This window comes from Streptomyces sp. NPDC088785 (assembly GCF_044750685.1).
Classification (GTDB): domain Bacteria; phylum Actinomycetota; class Actinomycetes; order Streptomycetales; family Streptomycetaceae; genus Streptomyces.
In genome coordinates this window covers 189,112-208,697 of record NZ_JBIVKH010000012.1, presented here as the reverse complement: position 1 = coordinate 208,697, position 19,586 = coordinate 189,112, and the positions used below count along the sequence as shown (strand labels likewise).

Here is a 19,586-nt window from a genome sequence, read left to right as displayed (position 1 = left end):
ACTCGTCTTCTGATGCCCAGGTCATCGCCCGGTCACGACGACCGGTACGCACCGGGTACTCGCGTCTCGGCGCGCCGGGTCCCCCGTCAGGAGCGGTCGCGGGCGACGGTGGAGCGCATCCTGGAGGCGGGGGCGGACGTCCTGGCCGAGCACGGGTACGAAGGTGCGTCGACCAGCCGCATCGCGACGGCCGCGGGGCTCAGCCCCGGTTCGCTGTACCAGTACTTCCCGCACAAGGACGCGATCGTCCTGGCGGTGCTGGAGCGCTACAGCGACCGGCTGGTGGCGGGGATCACCGCGCAGATGACGGGTCAGTTCGAGCAGCCCGCGCCGGTGATCGTCCGCACCACCCTCGCCACGCTGCTCGACGGGCTGGACGTGGAGCCGCCGTTCCTGCGCGCCGCCGTGGTCCACGGTCCGCAGCTGGACGACGGCCGTGCCCTGCGGATCTTCGAGGACCGGATCGGTGAGCTGGTCCTCGCGTATCTCACCACTCGGCGCGACGAGCTGCGCCCGGAGTTGTCCCTGCCCGCGGCGGCCTGGATGCTGGTCCGCACGGTCGAGCACCTGACGGTCCGTTATGTGCTGGACCGGCCGCCCATCCAGCGGGACGTGTTCCTGCTGGAGCTGACGCAGCTGGCGCTCAACTACCTTCGCCCGACCGCCGTGTGACCGCGGGCCGTCCGAAACGGGCCACGTAGTGCCACACCTTCTTCAGTGCCTGCGGGTCGTGGCGGCCGGTGCGGACCGCCTCCCCGATGACCCGGGGGTCGAGGACGCCGTCGGCGGCGATCCGGACGCCGAGGTCGACGTGTTCCTGGCCGCGGTAGCCGGGATGCCTGCGGAGTTCCCCGACGGTGAGGCGGAAGCCCTGGTGCCACTCCACCGCGCAGCCCAGGCGCCGCGCCGCGTCCTCGACGGCCGTGCCCCGGTAGCAGGGGTCCAGGACCAGCGCCTCGACGTCGAGGGCCGGCCGCACCGGCCCGTGCACCTGGGCCTCGATGTAGTCGTCCAGGTCGTCCTGCTGGTCGGCGAGGGCGAGTTCGACGAGTCCCATGCGGTCCGCGACGCCGAAGTCGACGGGCTCGTGGAAGCTGTCCGGGTAGCAGAACGTCGTCCGGGACAGCGTCTCGGCGGCCAGCCGGAAGTGCGCGGAGCCGAAGCGCGGAGCCCCGCCGGCCGGCTTGCGGCGGAAGTTCAGCGCCCCGTAGACCGGCCGGTCCCGGGCGGGGGCGGTGTCGTAGGCCCTGCCGAAGATCCGGCTCTCCCAGCGCCACCGGTCGCCGCCGGGGTGGGCGGTCAGGCCGCCGTTGCTGGTGCCGGTGACGAACTGCGAGCGGTAGCCGCCCGTTTCGGCCATGGCGTCCAGGATGGGCCGCCCCCGCGACACGCGGTCGGGGTGGAAGTTGAGCGTCACCCGCAGGGCCGGGTCGACCGGCGGGCCGGACGCCGTACCCGCCACGTGGCGAAGGGCGCGCTCCTGGGGAGCCGGTGACGCGGCGCTCATCCGTACCGTGTCCTCCTCTGTTCTCTGTTCTCTGTCCTCGGATCTCGGATCTCGCGGTCCTCGGGGCGGCGTCTAGGACGTCGGCAGCACCGGCCGCATGAACGTGCGCTCGTAGCGGAGGACGCAGCCGCTCTCGTCCCTGATCCGGTCCGCCGCGATGAACTCCGGATCGTGGCCGAACAGCGAGCGGTACTCCTCGTACGCGGCGAGGCTGGGGAAGCTGAACAGGGCGAGCGCCTTGTCGCTGGCGCCCTCCGACGGCAGGAAGTAGCCGTGGTGCGTACCGCCGTGCCGGTCGACCAGCTCCATCCAGCGCCGCCCGAACCGTTCGAACGCCTCGGTCTGCGCCGCGTCGATCACGTACTCCACCACACAGGTAATCATCGCGACAGGCTAAGGGGCGGGCGGGCCGGCCGCCGGGATTCCTCCCGGCGCTCCGCCCTTTCCCGGTCACTAGGCGATCGACGCGCGCAAGACAAGGAGAACAAGGTCACATGTGTGTCGCCTGCTGCTCTTCTGCGCGCTGCCTTAGCATCCGAACATGACGGTCCTGCCTGACGACGGGCTCTCCCTGGCAGCCGAATTCCCTGACGCGACGCATGATCAGTGGCAGCAGCTTGTCGCCGGTGTCCTGCGCAAGTCGGGCAGGGAAGTCTCGGCCGGCGAGGCGGAGGACGCCCTGTCCACCACGCTCGAGGACGGGCTGCGCGCGCGCCCGCTCTACACCGCGGACGACACCGCTCCCCCGGCCGGCCTGCCCGGCTTCCCGCCGTTCGTGCGCGGCGGGCGCCCCGAGGGGAACACGGCCGGCGGCTGGGACGTGCGGCAGCGCCATGTGCTGCCCGAGTCCGCCGCCCTCCTCGCCGACCTGGAGAACGGCGTGACGTCGCTGTGGCTGACGGTCGGCGACGCCGGGGGCTTCCCCGTGTCGGCGCTGCCCGCCGCGCTCGACGGCGTCTACCTCGACCTGGCCCCCGTCGTGCTCGACGCCGGCGCCGACACCGAGGACGCCGCGCGCACCCTGCTCGGCGTGTACGAGGACCGGGGCGTCGCCGCCGACGCGGCGCGCGGCAACCTCGGCGCCGACCCTCTGGGCCTCGAAGCCCGTACGGGACAGGCGTACGACACCGGGCCCCCCGCCGACCTCGCGAAGCTCTGCGCCCAGCGGTACCCGGGGCTGCGCGCGCTGACCGTGGACGCGCTCCCCTACCACGAGGCCGGCGGCTCGGCCGCGCAGGAGCTGGGCGCGTCGCTCGCCACGGGCGTCGCCTATCTGCGCGGGCTCACGGAGGCGGGCCTGGACGTCCGGCAGGCCCTCGCCCAGGTCGAGTTCCGGTACGCCGCGACCGCCGACCAGTTCCTCACCATCGCCAAGTTCCGCTCCGCGCGCAGGCTCTGGGCGCGCGTGGCCGAGGCCTGCGGCGCCCCGAGGAGCGGGGCGCAGGTGCAGCACGCGGTGACGTCGCCGGTGATGATGACGCGCCGCGACCCGTGGGTGAACATGCTGCGCTCGACGGTCGCGACGCTGGCGGCCGGGGTCGGCGGCGCCGACGCCGTGACCGTGCTGCCGTTCGACGACGCGCTCGGGGTGCCGGACGCGTTCGCGCGCCGCATCGCCCGCAACACCTCCACCATCCTGATCGAGGAGTCGCATCTGGCGCGGGTCATCGACCCGGCGGGCGGCTCCTGGTACGTGGAGCGGCTGACGGACGAACTCGCGCACGCCGCCTGGGAGTTCTTCCAGACCATCGAGCGGGAGGGCGGTCAGCGGGCCGCACTGCGCTCCGGTCTGGTCGCCGACCGGCTCGCCGCGACGTGGGCGGTGCGGTCGCGGCGGCTCGCCGAGCGGCGCGAACCGGTCACCGGTGTCAGCGAGTTCCCGCATCTCGCCGAGAAGCCGGTGGTGCGTGCGGCGGCGGCGCCGCAGCCGTCCGGCGGGCTGCCGCGGGTGCGCCGTGACGAGGCGTTCGAGGCGCTGCGGGCCCGCTCGGACGCGCATCTCGCCGCCACCGGGCAGCGGCCGAGGATCTATCTGGCGGCGCTGGGCCCCGCCGCGGCGCACACCGCGCGGACGACCTTCGCCGCCAACCTGTTCCAGGCGGGCGGCATCGAACCGGTCGGCGACGGATCCTTCGAGGAGAGCGGGGCGCGGGAGGCGTGCCTGTGCTCCAGCGACGCGGTCTACGCCGAACAGGCCGAGGACGCCGCGCGGTCCCTGCGCGCGGCGGGCGCCCGGCACGTGTTCCTCGCGGGCCGACCGGGCACCGCCTGCGGCCCCGACAGCTTCGTCTTCGCCGGCTGCGACGCCGTCGAAGTGCTCAGCGCCACGCTCGACCGCATGGGAGTGTCCCGATGACCGCCCCTGGCACGTCCGGTGTCCCCGACTTCTCCGCGCTCGGTCTCGACGGCGCCGCGCCGGGGACCACCGCGCAGGAGTGGCGCAGCGCCCTCAAGCGCGCGGGCGACGGCGCCGATCCGCTGTGGGAGACGCCCGAGGGCATCTCCGTCAAGCCGCTGTACACCGGTGAGGACCTGGAGGGCCTGGACTTCCTGGGGACGTACCCGGGGGTCGCGCCGTACCTGCGCGGTCCGTACCCGACGATGTACGTGAACCAGCCGTGGACCATCCGCCAGTACGCGGGTTTCTCCACGGCCGAGGAGTCCAACGCCTTCTACCGGCGCAATCTCGCCGCCGGCCAGAAGGGCCTCTCCGTCGCCTTCGACCTGCCCACGCACCGCGGCTACGACAGCGACCACCCCCGCGTGACCGGCGACGTCGGCATGGCGGGCGTCGCCATCGACTCGATCTACGACATGCGGCAGCTCTTCGACGGCATCCCGCTGGACAGGATGACCGTGTCGATGACGATGAACGGCGCCGTCCTGCCCGTGCTCGCCCTGTACATCGTGGCGGCCGAGGAACAGGGGGTGCCGCCGGAGAAGCTGGCCGGGACCATCCAGAACGACATCCTCAAGGAGTTCATGGTCCGCAACACCTACATCTATCCGCCGAAGCCGTCGATGCGGATCATCTCCGACATCTTCGCGTACACCTCGCAGCGGATGCCCCGCTACAACTCGATCTCCATCTCCGGGTACCACATCCAGGAGGCGGGTGCGACGGCCGACCTGGAGCTCGCGTACACCCTCGCGGACGGCGTGGAGTACCTCCGGGCGGGCCGCGAGGCGGGACTCGACGTCGACGCGTTCGCGCCGCGCCTGAGCTTCTTCTGGGCGATCGGCATGAACTTCTTCATGGAGGTCGCCAAGCTGCGCGCGGCCCGCCTGCTGTGGGCGAAGCTGGTGAAGCAGTTCGATCCGCAGAACGCCAAGTCCCTTTCCCTGCGCACCCATTCGCAGACGTCGGGCTGGTCGCTGACGGCGCAGGACGTGTTCAACAACGTCACACGTACGTGCGTGGAGGCGATGGCGGCGACGCAGGGACACACCCAGTCGCTGCACACGAACGCGCTCGACGAGGCGCTCGCGCTGCCCACCGACTTCTCGGCGCGGATCGCCCGCAACACCCAGCTGCTCATCCAGCAGGAATCGGGCACGACGCGGGTGATCGACCCGTGGGGCGGCAGCGCGTACGTGGAGAAGCTGACCCACGACCTGGCGCGCCGGGCGTGGCAGCACATCCAGGAGGTCGAGCAGGCGGGCGGCATGGCGCAGGCCATCGACGCGGGCATCCCGAAGCTGCGCGTGGAGGAGGCCGCCGCCCGCACCCAGGCGCGGATCGACTCCGGCCGGCAGCCCGTCATCGGCGTCAACAAGTACCGGGTCGACGCGGACGAGGAGATCGAGGTCCTCAAGGTCGACAATTCCTCGGTGCGCGCCCAGCAGATCGCCAAGCTGCGCCGGCTGCGCGCGGAGCGGGACGAGACGGCCTGCCGGAACGCGCTCGACGCGCTGACCCGGGCGGCGGGCGGTGACGGGAATTTGCTGGAGCTCGCGGTGCGCGCGGCGCGGGCGATGGCCACGGTCGGCGAGATCTCGGACGCGCTGGAGAAGGTCTACGGCCGGCACGCGGGACAGATCCGTACGATCTCCGGTGTGTACCGCAACGAAGCAGGGGAGTCGGCGAACGTGGAGCGGACCCGCGGCCGCGTCGAGGCGTTCGCCGAGGCCGAGGGGCGCAGGCCGCGCATCCTCGTCGCCAAGATGGGCCAGGACGGGCACGACCGCGGCCAGAAGGTGATCGCGACGGCCTTCGCCGACCTGGGCTTCGACGTCGACGTCGGCCCGCTGTTCCAGACGCCGGGCGAGGTGGCGCGGCAGGCCGTCGAGGCGGACGTGCACATCGTCGGGGTGTCGTCGCTGGCGGCCGGGCACCTCACCCTCGTACCGGCGCTGCGCGAGGCGCTCGCCGACGAGGGACGCGAGGACATCATGATCGTGGTGGGCGGGGTGATCCCGCCGCAGGACGTGCCCACGCTCGTGGAGATGGGGGCCGCCGCCGTGTTCCCGCCCGGCACCGTGATCCCGGACGCCGCCCACGACCTGGTGGCGCGCCTCGCGGCGGACCTCGGGCACGACGACCAGTGAGCCGGTGACGGGGTGGCCATCGATCTCGATACGTACGTCAAGGGCGTCCTCGCCGGGAAGCGGGCCGTGGTGGCGCGGGCGATCACCCTGGTGGAGTCCACGCGTCCCGGGCACCGCCGCCTGGCGCAGGAGTTGCTGACGGAGCTGCTGCCGTACAGCGGCCGGGCCCGTCGGATCGGCGTCAGCGGGGTGCCGGGGGTGGGGAAGTCGACGTTCATCGACGCGTTCGGCTCCCTGCTGACCGGGCGCGGCCACCGGGTGGCGGTGCTCGCGGTCGATCCGTCGTCCAGCCGCACGGGCGGCTCCATCCTCGGCGACAAGACGCGGATGGAGCGGCTCGCGGTCGATCCGGACGCCTTCGTGCGCCCCTCCCCCACGGCCGGGACGCTCGGCGGTGTCGCGAAGGCGACCCGCGAGTCGATCGTCGTCATGGAGGCCGCCGGGTACGACGTCGTGCTGGTGGAGACGGTCGGCGTCGGCCAGTCGGAGACGGCCGTGGCGAATATGGTCGACACGTTCCTGCTGCTGTCGCTGGCGCGGACCGGTGACCAGTTGCAGGGCATCAAGAAGGGTGTGCTGGAGCTGGCCGACGTCATCGCGGTGAACAAGGCCGACGGGCCGCACGAGCGGGACGCGCGGTCGGCGGCGCGCGAACTGTCGGGCGCGCTGCGGCTGATGCACGGCAAGGACGCGTTCTGGACGCCTCCGGTGCTGTGGTGCAGCGCCCGGGAGCGGACCGGGCTCGACGAGGTGTGGGAGCGCGTCGAGCGGCACCGCTCGCTCCTCGACTCGACGGGCCGGCTGGCGGAGCGGCGGCGTACGCAACAGGTCGACTGGACCTGGACGATGGTGCGCGACGAGCTGCTCGGGCGGCTGCACGCCGATCCGGCGGTGCGCGCGGTCACGCCCGGTCTGGAGCGTCAGGTCCGGGACGGCGAGCTCACGGCGACGCTGGCCGCCGAGCGGATCCTCGACACGTTCGGGCAGCGGGACGCGCACTGACGCGTCCCGGTCGCCGGGTCACCCGGTCAGGCAGCAGTCTCCGCACGTGCCGCCGCCGGGGGCGCGGTAGAGGAGGCAGCAGCTGTTGCGGCGGAACGCCGGCCCGGGGCCGGTGATCCGGCCGGTACCGCGCAGTCGGCCGGTCCGCAGCAGGTCGCGGGTCAGCCGGCCGAGCGGGGCGCGCAGGGCGGGCAGCGTCCGCTGGAGCTGGGCCGCCGAACCGACCAGCGCGGACGCGGAGTTGCCGGCCAGCAGGCCCGGCGCGATCTTCACGGTGAGGCCGTCCTCGACGTTCCGCAGCGCGCCGTCCACCTCCGCGTGGACGGCGTCGGCCGGCGCCGGCAGCCGTGCCGTGAGCCGTCCCCGCGCGCCGTTCAGGCGTACGGCCGTGCCGTCCCCCGCCCATTCCGCGGCGTCCATCGCGGGCAGGATCCCGTGCACGAGCACGCAGGCGAGGACCGGCGACCACAGCCGTGCGGCGAGTCCCAGGTGGGCGACGGAGACGCCGACGCGGGGCTCGGCCGTCCCGAAACGGTCGTTGACGGCCCGGGCCCGGGCGGCGAACCCTTCGCGCAGTCCGCGGCCGTCGGCGGGCGCCCCCTGCCGGGGTGTGCCGGGCGCGGCCGTGTCGAGGGCGAAGAACCCGCCGAGCCGCGCCAGGTCGCGCAGCGCCTCGGCGACCTGTTCCGGCCGGGCCTCGCCCGCCGGGTGCGCGGTGGCGTTCACGAGCCGGCCGGGGCGCGGCGCGGCGGCTTGATGAGGTAGAGGTCGAGGATGTCGGGGCGGGCGGCGACACCGGGGCCGCCGGCCCGTACCCAGTCCGCTATGTCCTCGGTGGCGTCGGGGTCGTTGACCAGGCCGAGCCAGACCGGGCGGGCACCTGCCGCCCGGCCGGCCGTCGAGGGCTGGACGACGATGACGTTGGCCTGTTCGCAGACGTCCAGGCACTCACTGATCCGCACCGGGGCGATCTGGCGCAGCCGCGCGGTCTGGGCCGCGTGGTCGCCGTCGACCTTGACGGTGCCGCAGCAGCAGTCGCGGCAGACCACCACCCGGCACGGGACGGCCCGGGCTCCCGTCGCCGTGGTCGTGTCGGTGCCGTCGGCGGGCCGCTCGGGCATGCCGTGTCCTTCCTCTCGCCGGGGAGGTCCGCCCCGGGGTGCTTCGAGGAGGCGACAGCGTGAGTCTCCTGGCTCTCGGGTCCGCGCTCGTCCCGGCCTTCCCACCCCGCGCGGGGCAGTGGCTCGTCGGGATCCGCTCGCCGATCACAGTGGCGGTACCGCACCGGAATCGCACCGGTTTCCTCGGGCGGCTGTCGCCCATGTCAGGGGCCATCATGCCATTCGGCGCGCCGCTGTCCACGGGGCGTCGGGGGCCGGTGCCGGGCTCCGGCGACGGCCGACGCGGCCGTGCGGTCGCGGGTACCGGGTCGCGGGTCGCGGGTCGCGGGTCGCGGGTCGCGGGTCGCGGGTCGCGGCGAACGACACGGCCGGACGGTCGCGGGTCCAGGTGACCGGAGCGTCGTGGACGCGGAGGACCGGAGGCCCGCACCGGCGGGCCCGCGGGCCTCCCGGTCCTCTTGCGTGGGGTCAGTCGGTTCGCGTGGGGTCAGTCGATGCAGAACTCGTTGCCCTCGATGTCCTGCATCGGGATGCAGGACTCGTTCTCCTCGTCGGCGTACAGGGTGGTCACGTGGGTCGCGCCGAGGGCGACGAGGCGGGCGCACTCGGCCTCCAGGACGGCGAGGCGTTCGGCGCCCTTGAGACCGGTGGCGGTGCGTACGTCGAGGTGCACGCGGTTCTTGACGACACGGCCCTCGGGAACGCGCTGGAAGTACAGGCGCGGGCCCGCGCCCGAGGGGTCGACGCAGGCGGACCACGTGTCGCGCTCCTCGGGCGGCTGCGCGGCCCGGTACTCGTCCCAGGTGCCGAACTCCTCCGGCGGCGTGGGCATGACGTACCCCAGCACCTCGCACCAGAACCGGGCGACACGCTCGGGTTCCGCGCAGTCGAAGGTCACTTGGAACTGCTTGATCGTTGACATCGGCGCACCATACCAACGTCGTCCGCCCGCCCACCTCCCTATTTCCGGAAGGCCCGGCGCGCGGCCGGTGTCACAGTCCGGCGAGGGTCGCCCTGAGCTGTCCGGGCGTCAGGGCGGCGGCCGGGAGCGGAGGTTGCGCGGCGGCGGGACGCAGCCCGGCCAGGAGGAGGGCGAGGGGACGGCGCCAGGCGTCGGGCGCGGCCGCGGCGGTGAGCGCGGGGACGGCCCGCCCCAGCGCGGCGAGGCCGAACAGCACGTCCTCCACGACGACATCGGCGCGGACGGAGCCCTGCGCCTGTCCGCGCCGCAGGAGTTCGTCCACGGTCCGGTGGTTGTGCGCGTGGACGGCGTCCAGCGCCGTGACGCCCTCCAGGCTCGTGGTCATCAGGTCGTTCGTGCCCCGGTCCGTGGCGAGCACCGTGAACACGACCTCCAGGTAGCCGGTCAGGCCGGCCCACGCGTCGGCGGCCGCGCGCGCTTCCTCGCCGGCGGTCATCGTGCCGCCCAACTGATCGCGGAAGACGGCGTCGACGAGGTCGGCGCGGGCCGGGAAGTGCCGGTACAGGGTCGCGTTGCCCACGTTGGCCCGGCGGGCGACGACGTCGAGGGGGGCCGCGAGGCCCTGCTCCCGGAACAGCTCGCGCGCGGCCTCGACGATCAGCTCCCGGTTGCGTCGCGCGTCGCGTCGCCGGTGTGCCGTCGTGCCGGATGCGGCGCCGGCCATGTGGTCCTCCTTCACGCGTCTCCCCGGGACATCCGGGGAGTGGTCCCCGGTGGAGATGCTATCGTCCATCAAAACGGGGAGCACTCCCCGTTTGGCGCGGGGTGAGGAGCGGGTCATGGGGGATGCGGGCAGGGCACTCGTCCTGGGCGGTGGCGGGCCGGTCGGCGGGGCGTGGCTGGTCGGCGTCCTGGCCGGTCTCGCGGAGTCCGGGTGCGATCCGGCCGACGCCGACCTGACGGCGGGCGCGTCGGCCGGGGCCGTCTTCGCCGCCCGGCTGCTGTCGGGGCAGTCCCCGCAGGAGCTGTACGAGCGTCAGCTGGCCGGCGCGGACCGCGTCGACCTGGGGGTCACGGTCGTCCAGACGCTCCGGTTCCTCCGGGCGGCCCTCGGGTCGCGGGACCCCGACCGCTCCGCGCGCCGCCTCGGCCGGGCCGCGCTCGCCGCCCGGACCGTCCCGGAGCACGTGGTGCTCGACACGGTGCGCACGCTGCTGGACGGCGTGCGGGACTGGCCCGACCGTCCGCTGCGGCTCGCGGCCGTGGACGCCGCGACGGGCGCCACCGGCGCCTTCGACCGGCACACGGGCGCGACGGTCGTCGAAGCGGTCGCCGCCAGTTGCGCCGTTCCCCTGGTGTGGCCACCGATCACGCTGTCGGGCCGGCGGTGGATGGACGGCGGCAGCCGGTCGACGGCTCCGCTGGAGCTGGCCCGCGGCCACCGGCGCGTCCTGGCCGTGGTCCCCCTCCCCTCCGCCGTCGGGCCGCACCCGCACGCCGGGCGCCAGGCCGCCGCGCTGACGGCGGAGGGGAGCCACGTCACGCTCGTCACGCCCGACGCGGCGGCGCGCCGCGCCATGGGGCGGAACATGACCGCGGACCACCGCAGGCCCGGCGCCGCGCGTGCCGGCCGCGCGCAGGCGCGGGCGCTGGCCGCGTTCGGCGCGATCGACGACCTCCTGCCCGCCTGAGCCCTCCCCCGGACGCCTCCCGGCGACGGCCGGCGCCACCACCGCGACACCACCGGACCACCACCGCACCACTACCACCACCGCGACACACCGCACGCGAACGAAGCGAGGGACGACTCCATGCCATCGACATCTCCACGGGACGACGCGGCCGCTCCCGGCCACGATCCCGCGCACGCCCCCTTCCCGGAGTACGCGGCGCTACGGGCGCGCGGACCGGTCCATCGGGTGGTCGTCCCCGGGAGCGGTCCGAGCTGGCTCGTGGTGAGCCGGGACGCGGCACGCCGGGCGCTGGCCGATCCCCGGCTGAGCAACGACATCCGCCACTCGGCGACCTGGACGGACGACGGCGGGCACGCCCTCGGGCGGAACATGCTCCAGAGCGACGCGCCGCACCACACGCGGCTGCGCAAGCTCGTCGCCGGGCACTTCACGGCCGGGCGGATCCGCTCGCTGCGGCCGCGGATCGAGGCCCTCGCGGACGGCCTGCTCCGCGACCTGCCCGACGAGGGTGTCGTCGACGCGGTCGAGCGGTACGCGCTGCCTCTGCCGGTCGCGGTGATCTGCGAGCTGCTCGGCGTGCCGCAGGACGCGCGGGACGCCTTCCACGCCTGGTCGCGCGAGCTGGTGCTGCCCACGTCCGAGGAGGCGGCGGCAGCGGCCGGAGCGCACCTGACCGGGCTCATCGGCGAGCTGGTCGACCGGAAGACCGCCGCTCCCGACGGCACCCTGCTCAGCGAGCTGGCCGCCGCCGGACGGGACGGCGTCCTCTCGGCCGACGAACTCCTCGGCATGGTCTTCCTGCTGCTCGTCGCCGGGCACGAGACGACCGTCAATCTGATCTCGGCGGCGCTGTTCAGCCTCCTCGCCGAGCCCGGCCTGGCGGCGCGGGTGCGCGCGGATCCGTCGCTGACGGCCGCCGTGGTCGAGGAGTCGCTGCGCTTCCACGCGCCGGTGCACTCCAGCGCCTTCCGGTTCGCGGCGGAGCCGCTGGAGCTGGCGGGGGCGTCGATCGCGGCGGGCGACGCGGTGCTGGTCGGTCTCGCGGCCGCTTCCCGGGATCCCGGGCACTACGCGGACGCCGACCGTTTCGACCTGCGGCGCTCCGGTCCCGCGCATCTCGCGTTCGGGCACGGCCCGCATCACTGTCTGGGTGCGCCCCTGGCCCGGGTGGAGGCGGAGGTGGCGCTGCGGTGCTTCCTGACGCGTTTCCCGACGGTCGCGTTCGCCACGGATCCGGCGACGCTGACGTGGCGCGGCAGCACCCTACTGCGGGGGCTGACCGATCTTCCTCTGCGCCTCGGACGGCGAGGCGGCGGGTGAGGGGCCCTCCGCGCGGTGGCGGGCGGTGCGGAGGGGGGTGGTCACCGCAGGGGCATCGCGGCGGTGATCGTCTTTCCTTCGGGGCCGATCTCGACGTCCATCTCCGAGCAGAGCCGCTGGATCACGACCAGGCCGTATCCGCCGGGGGTTCCCGCGCGCGTGTGGAGTCGCTGGGGCGCGGTCGTGCTGGCGTCACTCACCCGCAGCCGGAGCACGTCGTCCGTGACCTCGACCTCGAGCCGGGTGACTCCGCCCGCGTGCACCAGGGCGTTCGTCACCAGTTCGCTGACCACGAGCAGCGCGTCCTCGCTCAGTTGCCGGGACCGGTCCCGTGGCAGTTCGTCCGCCGCGTCGGCCAGTGCCGCGCGGACCGCCACCCGGGCGTCCGCACAACTGATCTCCTCTGTTTCCAGTGCTTGAGCCGGGCTCATGATGTCGTGGGTCCTTTCCCTTGCGTGTCGCACCTCGTGCCGCCACGATTCTCGCTTTCCCCGCACCCGTCGATCCGACACTCCCCCGATTCGGGCCGCCCCGGAGGAGAAAGGGGGATCTGCTGATCACACGCCCAGGAACCTGTGGGAAAGTCTGCGGATGGTTTCCGACAGACAGAGAATCGACGTCACCCGCCAGGACCGGGTGACCGTGGTCTCCTTCCGTGACGACCTCGACCTCACGGACGAGGCCGAGGCCTACCTGGCGCTGTCCGGCGCGCTCCGGGACACCGGCACCACCGGTACCCTCCTGGACCTCGCCGGCCTCGCCTTCGCCGACAGCACGACCTTGAACGTGATCCTGCGCGCCTACAACGAGCACCAGGACGTACAGCGGCCCTTCGTGCTCTGCGGCCCGTACCAGACGGCCATCATCAGGCTCCTGGAGATCACCGGGGCCGACGGCGCCCTGGAGATGACCGACGGCCGCGCCGAGGGGATGCGCCGCGTCCGTGAACTCCTCGGTCCGCTCGGCAGCGACCAGGCCTCCGCGTCCGACCCGCAGTGACGCCGGGGCCCCGCGGGGCCCCTCCTGCGCGGACGACACCGGCGCCGGGCCGTGCACGCTGGGCCGTACGGGTGCATTCTCTGACACTTCGTCACATGTCGTACGGTCGCACTGTCATACCGTCATGACGATCGAACTCATCACCCGGCAGCCCATGCCCTCCCACCCGCGCCGCAGCGACGGCCGGGCCCCGCTGCCCGCCCCCGCGGAACGCGCCCGGCTGCGGCGCGCCTGGCGGCTCAGCGCGGCGCAGGTGGCCGAGGCGTTCGGGGTGACGCCGGCGACGGTCCGCTCCTGGGAGTCCGGGCGGTCCGCGCCGCGCGGGCCGCGCCGGGCCGCGTACGCGGCGTTCCTCAGCGGCCTCGCGCACGGCCTGGCACCGGCACCCTCCGCCACCCGCACTCCCCCGGCCGCGACGCCGCCCGTGCCCCGCCCTCCCCGCGTCGCGCCGTCCACGCCCCGCGCCCCGCGCGTCGCGACGCCCATGCCCCGTGCCCCGCGCGTCGCGCCGGGCGCGGTCGCCGCGTCACCCGTCCTGCGCGGGGCGGCTCCGACGACGCCGGGCCTGCCGGTGGGCCCGGCGCCCGATCCGGTGCCGCGCGCCCGGCTGCGCAGATTCCGCCTCGCGGGCGCGGCCGTGGGCCTGTGGATCGCGGTGGGCCACCTGCTGGCCACGGGCCCGATCCCGCACGCGTAGGGCGGGCGGGGGGGGCGCCGACCCGCAGGACGGCAGCGCCGACAACCCTGCCGTTCACGTGCAACCGCCCCCTTCCCCCACCGCGCCATGCCGCCCTCCTCCGTGACGGGACTCTGTCCCATCACAGGTGTACGGTGGAAGAGTGATGGGACAGGGTCCCGTCACCTGTCACGTCACTCTGAGGAGAGATCCATGCGCGTCTTCGTCACCGGCGGTACCGGCCTGATCGGCTCCACGGTCGTCGCCGAACTTCTCCGCCACGGCCACTCCGTCCTCGCGCTCGCCCGCTCCGACGCCTCCGCCGCGGCCGTCGAGGCGGCCGGCGCCCAGCCCCTGAAGGGCGGGCTCGCGGATCTGGACGTCCTGCGCTCCGGCGTCGCCGCGTCCGACGGCGTCGTCCACCTCGCGTTCAGCAACGACTTCAGCAGCCCCGAGGCCCTCGCCCGGGGGGTCGAGGAGGAGAGCGCCGCGCTCGCGGCCCTGGGCGACGCGCTCATCGGGAGCGACCGGCCGCTCGTCACCGTCTCGGGCACACCGCTCACGCCGGGCCGCCCCTCCACCGAGGCGGATCCGCTGCCGACGGACGGGCCGGTCGGCGGCCGGAGCGTCGCGGTCATGCGGGCGCTGGACCTGGCCGCCCAGGGGGTGCGCAGTGCGGCGGTGCGGCTGCCGCGCACCGTCCACAACGAGGGCACCGGCGGCTTCGCGGGGCTGCTCACGAACATCGCGCGCCAGAGCGGCGTGTCCGGCTACCCGGGCGACGGCACCCAGCGCTGGCCCGCCGTGCACGCGCTCGACGCCGCCGTGCTGTTCCGGCTCGTCCTGGAGAAGGCCCCGGCGGGCAGTTCCTGGCACGCGGTGGCCGACGAGGGGGACGCGGTGCGGGACATCGCCACGGTCATCGGGCGGCGACTGGGGCTGCCGGTGGAGTCGGTGCCGACGGAGACCTACGGGCCGCTCGGCACGATCTTCGAGGCCGACCAGCCGTCGTCCGGCGCCCACACCCGGCAGGCGCTCGGCTGGGAACCGCGGCACCCCGCCCTGCTGGCGGACCTGGAGAACATCCAGCCCTGACCGGCCGCTCCGCGCTCCGGGTCCGGCCGTGCCGTCGACGGCTAAGCGTCGGCGGCGGCGGTCTCGCGGGTGCGGGTGTCGGCGGCCGGGGCCAGCAGGACGGCGCCCGCCACGAACACCAGGACGGCGACCATCGCCGAGCGCAGGCCGTAGTGGTCGCCCAGGAAGCCCAGGGCCGGCGGGCCGACCAGGAACGCCACGTAGCCGATGACGGCGACCAGGGAGACCCGGGCCGTCGGGTCGGGGCCCGAGTCGCCCGCCGCGGACAGCGCGACCGGGAAGCCGAGCGAGGCCCCGAGGCCCCAGAACAGGACGGCGACGGCCGCGACGACGGCGCTGTCCGAGAAGATGACCAGGACGAGCCCGACGGCCCCGGAGACGGCGCTCGCCCGGACGACCGCCACGCGCCCGAAGCGGTCGAGGAAGAACGTGCCGCAGAACCGGCCCGCGGTCATCGCCGCGGCGAACCCGACATAGACGAGGGAGCCCGCCGCCGCGTCCAGGCCGTGGCCGTCGACCATGAGCAGCGGCAGCCAGTCGTTCGCGGCGCCCTCGGCGAGGGCCATGGCGAGGACGATGGCGCCGATCAGGAGCAGCCGCCGGTCCTTCCACACCTGCGGCCGGGAGCGCCGGCCCGCCTCCGGCTCCGTCGGTGCGGCGCCGCGTCCGGTGCCCGCGGGCACCGAGCGCAGCGCGTGGAGCAGCAGGGCGGTGGCGATCACCGCGACCACGGCGAGGTGCCAGGGGACGGGGACGGCGGCGGCCGTGGCCGCCATGCCGGCGAGTCCGCCGAGCACCGTGCCCAGGCTGAAGCAGCCGTGCAGGGTGGGCAGGACGGCCCGGCCGGTGAGGCGCTCGACGTCGGCCGCGTCCACGTTGACGGCCACCTCGCCCGCGCCGGTGCCCGCGCCGAAGAGGAACAGTCCGGCGGTGACCAGGGACGCCGAGGCGAGGGCGCTGCCCGCGCCGATGACGACGACGGCGGCGACGACCAGGCAGGTGCCGACGGCGGTCACGGGCCGGGTGCCGTGGCGCGAGACGAAGCGGCCGGAGCACAGGATGCCGGCCATGGCCCCGACGGACAGGCCGAAGAGGACCAGGCCCATCCGGGCGGTCGACACGTCCAGTACGTCGCGCACGTCGGGGGTGCGGGTGACCCAGGACGACATGGCGATGCCGTTGAGGAAGAAGAGGAGGTACAGGGCCTGACGGCGCCGGCGCACGGCAGGGTCGGTCAACGGGTGCTCCGCGGGAGTTCGGAAGAATGGGCCGGGCAGGCGACGCGTCCCGCCCCCACCGGGTATGCACAAATGTACATACCCGGTGGGGTGGAGAGAAGAGAAGGCGGACGACCACGATGACCGGAAGCAACCGCGGCCCCAACGACCCGCGGCGGCGCGAGCGGATTCTCGACGCGGCCCTCGACGTCATCGCCGAGCACGGCGCGATCAAGGTCACCTTCCGCCGGATCGCCACGGCGGCCGGGGTGCCGCTGGGCTCGCTCACGTACTACTTCGACGACATGCAGCACCTGCTCACCGAGGCCTTCACCCGTCTCGCCGAGTCCGTCTCCACCCGCTACGGCGCGCTGCTGGCCGCCGCGCGCACCCCCGAGGAGGCGCAGGAGGCGGTCGTCGAGATCATCTGCGGCAAGGTGTGGGGCTCCGACCGCAATCTCCTGCTCAGCTACGAGCTGTACGCCTTCGCCACCCGCCATCCCGAGCTGCGCGACGTGATGCGTTCCTGGATGCGGGCCAGCCGCGCCTCCCTCGCCCGGCACTTCGACCCGCTCACCGCCCGCGCGCTGGACGCCCTGGTGGAGGGTTTCTCGATCCACAACTCCGTGGACGCCCACCCGACGGACCGGGCGGGCGTCGCGGCCGTGGTCCGCGCCGTCGTCGCCCGCTGACCCGGGCCCGCGCCGCCCGGCGTCGTCTAGGGTCGGTACCACGATGAACAGCGACAACGTCTCCCCCGCCCCGCCCGCGAAGGCCGACAAGGCAGGCGTGCGACGGCACAACCTGAGCCTGGTGCTGCGTACCGTCCACGACGAGGGCGAGGCGACCCGGGCCGGGATCGCCGCGCGGGTGGGGCTCACCCGGGCCGCGGTGTCGTCGCTCGTCGACCAGCTCCTCACGGAGGGGTTCCTCGGCGAGTGGGGCAAGACGTTCAGCGGGCAGGCGGGGCGCCCCGGGACGGTCCTGAAGGTGGCGCGCAGCGGCCCCGCCGGACTCGGCGTGGAGATCAACATCGATTACGTGGCCGTGTGCGTCGTCGATCTGGCGGGCACCGACCGGGTCCGCCTGGTGGAGCGGATGGACAACCGGGGCGCGGCGCCTGCGGCGGTCCTCAACCAGGCCGCCCGGATCGCGGCGCGCGCCATCGCCTCCGCCACGGAGCAGGAACTCCGGCCGGTGGCCGCCGAGTTGGCGCTGCCGGGGCTGGTCTCGGGCGGCGCGGTGCGGCAGGCGCCGAACCTGGGCTGGAACCGGGTCCCGGTCGAGGGCCTGTTCGCCCAGGCGCTGAGCGCGCTGCGGCCGGAGCACCCGGCGCTGCCGGTGAGCGCGGACAACGAGGCGAATCTGGCGGCGATGGCCGAGCTGTGGTTCGCGTCCGGGGACGACGGCCGCCCGCCGGTGCACAGCTTCGTCTACCTGACGGGCGAGATCGGGGTCGGCGGCGCGCTGGTCCTGAACGGTCAACTGCTGCGCGGCGCCCATGGGTTCGCGGGCGAGATCGGGCACGTGGTGGTCGATCCCGAGGGCCCGTCGTGCAGTTGCGGCGCGCGCGGCTGCCTGGAGCAGTACGCGGGGCAGGCGGCGCTGTTGCGGGCGGCGGGCCTGGACGAGAAGGCCGGCGCGGCGGGTGTGGCGGAGCTGGAGTCGAGGGCGCGCGCCGGCGAGCCGCGGGCGCTGCGGGCCCTGGAGGAGGCGGGCCGGCGGCTGGGCCGGGTGCTGTCGGGGGCGGTGAACCTGCTGGACCCGGACGCGGTGATCCTGGGCGGCGCCTTCCGCGAGCTGAAACCCTGGCTGGCGCCCGCCGCGGACGCCGAGCTGACGGCGCGCGTGGTGTCGGGCCTGTGGAAGCCGGGCAGCGGCCGGCTGCGGGCGTCGTCCTCGTCCGGCGACGCGGCGCGGGGCGCCGCCGCCCGCGTGGTCCGCGATGTGCTCGCGGACCCGGCGGCGTACGCCGTACCGGGCACGGTCTGAACGACGCCGCCCGGGCCGCCTCCGAGGCCCGGCGGGCCCGGACGCACCGGTGCCCGGCGGGGAGGTCCGCCGGGCACGGGCGAGGGGCGGTGGCCGGTGGGGGCCGTCAGCCCCGGTGGGCCGCGATCAGCTCGCGGTACCAGTGGTAGCTGTCCTTGGGGGTGCGCTCCTGGGTGGCGTAGTCGACGCGGACGATGCCGAAGCGCTTGGCGTAGCCCAGCGCCCACTCGAAGTTGTCGAGCAGCGACCAGACGTAGTAGCCGCGCACGTCGACGCCCGCGTCCATGGCCGCGCGCAGGGCCGTGAGGTGGTCGTGGAGGTAGGTGACCCGGTCCGTGTCGTGGACGGCGCCGTCGGCGGCGGGCGCGTCGTGCTCGGCGGTGCCGTTCTCCGTGATGTGCACGGGCGGCAGCGCGTCGCCGTAGCGCTCCTTGAGGCCGGTGAGCAGCTGGGTGAACGTCTCGGGGACGACCGGCCAGTTCATGGCGTTGCGCCGGACGTCGGGCCAGGGGCGCTCGGCGTACCGGTTGTCGCTCGCCGTGCGCAGGGCGGCGTCGGGTTCGCGGTGCGGGGCGTCGGCGACGAGGGTGGGCCGGTAGTAGTTGACGCCGAGGAAGTCCAGCGGCTGGGCGATGAGGTCGAGGTCGCCGTCGCGCCGGAAGTCCTGGCGGGTGATCAGTTCGCCCCAGGTGTCCTCCTCGGACGCGGGGTAGCGGCCCGCGAGGATCGGGTCGGTCCACACCAGGTTGTGCTGGGTGTCGGCGCGCAGTGCGGCGGCCCGGTCGGCGGCGGAGTCGGTGGCCGGGACGTTGAAGTCCGGGTTGAGGGTGATGCCGACCTCGCGGACACCGGCCGCGCGCAGCTCCTTGACGGCGAGGCCGTGGCCGACGAGCAGGTGGTGGGCGGCGGCGAGCGCGGGGGTGCCCTCCTGGGCGCCGGGTGCGTGCCGGCCGACGGAGTAGCCGAGGAAGGCGCTGCACCAGGGTTCGTTGAGGGTGATCCAGCGCGGCACCCGGTCGCCGAGGTGTCCGGCGACGATCGCCGTGTATTCGGCGAACCGCTCGGCGGTCTCGCGGACCCGCCAGCCGCCGCGGTCCTCCAGGGCCTGCGGCAGGTCCCAGTGGTAGAGGGTGGCGGCGGGTTCGATGCCCGCTTCGAGGAGTTCGTCGACGAGGCGCGAGTAGAAGTCGAGCCCCTTGCGGTTGGCCGGGCCCCGGCCCGTCGGCTGGATGCGGGGCCAGGCGACGGAGAAGCGGTACGACTCGACGCCGAGGCCGCGCAGCAGCGCCACGTCCTCGCGGTAGCGGTGGTAGTGGTCGCACGCCACGTCGCCGGTGTCGCCGCCGTCCGTGCGGCCGGGCGTGTGGCTGTAGACGTCCCAGATGGACGGGCCGCGGCCGTCCTCGTCCGCCGCGCCCTCGATCTGGTAGGAGGCGGTGGCCGCGCCGAACACGAAGCCTTCGGGGAATACGGGCAGGTCACTCATGGGAAGC

At 74.4% G+C, this 19,586-nt stretch carries 20 protein-coding genes and 1 riboswitch; of the genes, 11 read left to right on the top strand and 9 right to left on the bottom strand.

The annotated features are described in order from the left end of the window. Positions 1 to 12: 12 nt before the first annotated feature. The gene (locus ACIP5K_RS27890; RefSeq protein WP_401413840.1) at positions 13 to 672 is read left to right on the top strand and encodes a TetR/AcrR family transcriptional regulator; all 660 of its coding nucleotides are present in this window, start codon (positions 13 to 15) and stop codon (positions 670 to 672) included. Here ACIP5K_RS27890 and ACIP5K_RS27885 read toward each other — a convergent pair. Then, on the bottom strand, positions 644 to 1,507 hold the full coding sequence (locus ACIP5K_RS27885) for a DUF3626 domain-containing protein (RefSeq protein WP_401413837.1): 864 nt from the start codon (positions 1,505 to 1,507) through the stop codon (positions 644 to 646). The two genes, ACIP5K_RS27890 and ACIP5K_RS27885, sit on opposite strands and share 29 nt — an antisense overlap. A gap of 72 nt (positions 1,508 to 1,579) precedes the next feature. After that, a complete protein-coding gene (locus tag ACIP5K_RS27880) occupies positions 1,580 to 1,891 on the bottom strand; it encodes an NIPSNAP family protein (protein WP_401413835.1) in 312 nt (103 codons plus the stop codon). A 157-nt stretch (positions 1,892 to 2,048) separates the two neighbouring features. Here ACIP5K_RS27880 and ACIP5K_RS27875 point away from each other — a divergent pair, with 157 nt between their 5' ends. From ACIP5K_RS27875 to meaB, 3 genes are read left to right on the top strand one after another with little or no spacing between them, the layout of a single operon-like run. Next, entirely contained in the window at positions 2,049 to 3,863 is a 1,815-nt protein-coding gene (locus ACIP5K_RS27875; protein ID WP_401413834.1) for a methylmalonyl-CoA mutase family protein, read from the top strand. Next, positions 3,860 to 6,055: a methylmalonyl-CoA mutase gene (gene scpA / locus ACIP5K_RS27870; protein ID WP_401413833.1), complete on the top strand. Its 2,196-nt coding sequence runs from the start codon at positions 3,860 to 3,862 to the stop codon at positions 6,053 to 6,055. The genes ACIP5K_RS27875 and scpA overlap by 4 nt, the downstream gene beginning before the upstream one ends. Before the next feature lie 12 nt (positions 6,056 to 6,067). Further along, positions 6,068 to 7,057, top strand: coding sequence for a methylmalonyl Co-A mutase-associated GTPase MeaB (gene meaB, locus ACIP5K_RS27865; RefSeq protein ID WP_401413831.1), 990 nt, complete (start codon positions 6,068 to 6,070; stop codon positions 7,055 to 7,057). Positions 7,058 to 7,075: 18 nt separating this feature from the next. On the opposite strand, the gene ACIP5K_RS27860 is transcribed toward meaB, so the two are convergent. The 4 genes from ACIP5K_RS27860 to ACIP5K_RS27845 form a co-directional block, all read right to left on the bottom strand. After that, on the bottom strand, positions 7,076 to 7,783 hold the full coding sequence (locus tag ACIP5K_RS27860) for a (2Fe-2S)-binding protein (protein WP_401413830.1): 708 nt from the start codon (positions 7,781 to 7,783) through the stop codon (positions 7,076 to 7,078). Then, the gene (locus tag ACIP5K_RS27855; protein ID WP_401413829.1) at positions 7,780 to 8,178 is read right to left on the bottom strand and encodes a (2Fe-2S) ferredoxin domain-containing protein; all 399 of its coding nucleotides are present in this window, start codon (positions 8,176 to 8,178) and stop codon (positions 7,780 to 7,782) included. The genes ACIP5K_RS27860 and ACIP5K_RS27855 overlap by 4 nt, the downstream gene beginning before the upstream one ends. A 61-nt stretch (positions 8,179 to 8,239) precedes the next feature. After that, positions 8,240 to 8,363, bottom strand: a riboswitch (cobalamin riboswitch). 302 nt (positions 8,364 to 8,665) lie between these two features. Then, a complete protein-coding gene (locus ACIP5K_RS27850; protein WP_401413827.1) occupies positions 8,666 to 9,100 on the bottom strand; it encodes a VOC family protein in 435 nt (144 codons plus the stop codon). 70 nt (positions 9,101 to 9,170) lie between these two features. Next, a complete protein-coding gene (locus tag ACIP5K_RS27845) occupies positions 9,171 to 9,824 on the bottom strand; it encodes a TetR/AcrR family transcriptional regulator (RefSeq protein WP_401413825.1) in 654 nt (217 codons plus the stop codon). A 115-nt stretch (positions 9,825 to 9,939) separates the two neighbouring features. Between ACIP5K_RS27845 and ACIP5K_RS27840 the strand changes: the two genes are divergently transcribed. Together ACIP5K_RS27840 and ACIP5K_RS27835 are read left to right on the top strand one after the other, a co-directional pair. Next, positions 9,940 to 10,791 (top strand): patatin-like phospholipase family protein, encoded by an 852-nt coding sequence (locus ACIP5K_RS27840; protein WP_401413824.1) that lies wholly within the window; start codon positions 9,940 to 9,942, stop codon positions 10,789 to 10,791. A 120-nt stretch (positions 10,792 to 10,911) separates the two neighbouring features. Further along, the gene (locus ACIP5K_RS27835) at positions 10,912 to 12,114 is read left to right on the top strand and encodes a cytochrome P450 (RefSeq protein ID WP_401413821.1); all 1,203 of its coding nucleotides are present in this window, start codon (positions 10,912 to 10,914) and stop codon (positions 12,112 to 12,114) included. Between the two features lie 41 nt (positions 12,115 to 12,155). Here ACIP5K_RS27835 and ACIP5K_RS27830 read toward each other — a convergent pair whose 3' ends face one another. Then, positions 12,156 to 12,545 (bottom strand): ATP-binding protein, encoded by a 390-nt coding sequence (locus ACIP5K_RS27830; protein WP_401413819.1) that lies wholly within the window; start codon positions 12,543 to 12,545, stop codon positions 12,156 to 12,158. Positions 12,546 to 12,705: 160 nt separating this feature from the next. Between ACIP5K_RS27830 and ACIP5K_RS27825 the strand changes: the two genes are divergently transcribed. From ACIP5K_RS27825 to ACIP5K_RS27815, 3 genes are all read left to right on the top strand, one after another. After that, entirely contained in the window at positions 12,706 to 13,113 is a 408-nt protein-coding gene (locus tag ACIP5K_RS27825; RefSeq protein ID WP_401413817.1) for an STAS domain-containing protein, read from the top strand. A gap of 124 nt (positions 13,114 to 13,237) precedes the next feature. Beyond that, positions 13,238 to 13,810, top strand: a complete 573-nt coding sequence (locus ACIP5K_RS27820; protein ID WP_401413814.1) for a helix-turn-helix domain-containing protein — start codon at positions 13,238 to 13,240, stop codon at positions 13,808 to 13,810. A 192-nt stretch (positions 13,811 to 14,002) separates the two neighbouring features. After that, entirely contained in the window at positions 14,003 to 14,884 is an 882-nt protein-coding gene (locus ACIP5K_RS27815; protein ID WP_401413812.1) for an SDR family oxidoreductase, read from the top strand. Between the two features lie 41 nt (positions 14,885 to 14,925). Here the strand turns inward: ACIP5K_RS27815 and ACIP5K_RS27810 are convergent, their stop codons facing one another. After that, on the bottom strand, positions 14,926 to 16,122 hold the full coding sequence (locus ACIP5K_RS27810) for an MFS transporter (RefSeq protein ID WP_401413810.1): 1,197 nt from the start codon (positions 16,120 to 16,122) through the stop codon (positions 14,926 to 14,928). Positions 16,123 to 16,241: 119 nt separating this feature from the next. Between ACIP5K_RS27810 and ACIP5K_RS27805 the strand changes: the two genes are divergently transcribed. After that, positions 16,242 to 16,793 carry a TetR/AcrR family transcriptional regulator gene (locus ACIP5K_RS27805; RefSeq protein WP_401413808.1) on the top strand — a complete coding sequence of 184 codons (552 nt, stop codon included), beginning with the start codon at positions 16,242 to 16,244 and terminating at the stop codon, positions 16,791 to 16,793. 43 nt (positions 16,794 to 16,836) lie between these two features. Then, entirely contained in the window at positions 16,837 to 18,093 is a 1,257-nt protein-coding gene (locus ACIP5K_RS27800; protein ID WP_401413806.1) for an ROK family protein, read from the top strand. Positions 18,094 to 18,199: 106 nt separating this feature from the next. Here the strand turns inward: ACIP5K_RS27800 and ACIP5K_RS27795 are convergent, their stop codons facing one another. Further along, positions 18,200 to 19,579, bottom strand: a complete 1,380-nt coding sequence (locus ACIP5K_RS27795; protein WP_401413804.1) for a GH1 family beta-glucosidase — start codon at positions 19,577 to 19,579, stop codon at positions 18,200 to 18,202. Between the last annotated feature and the right edge of the window lie 7 nt (positions 19,580 to 19,586).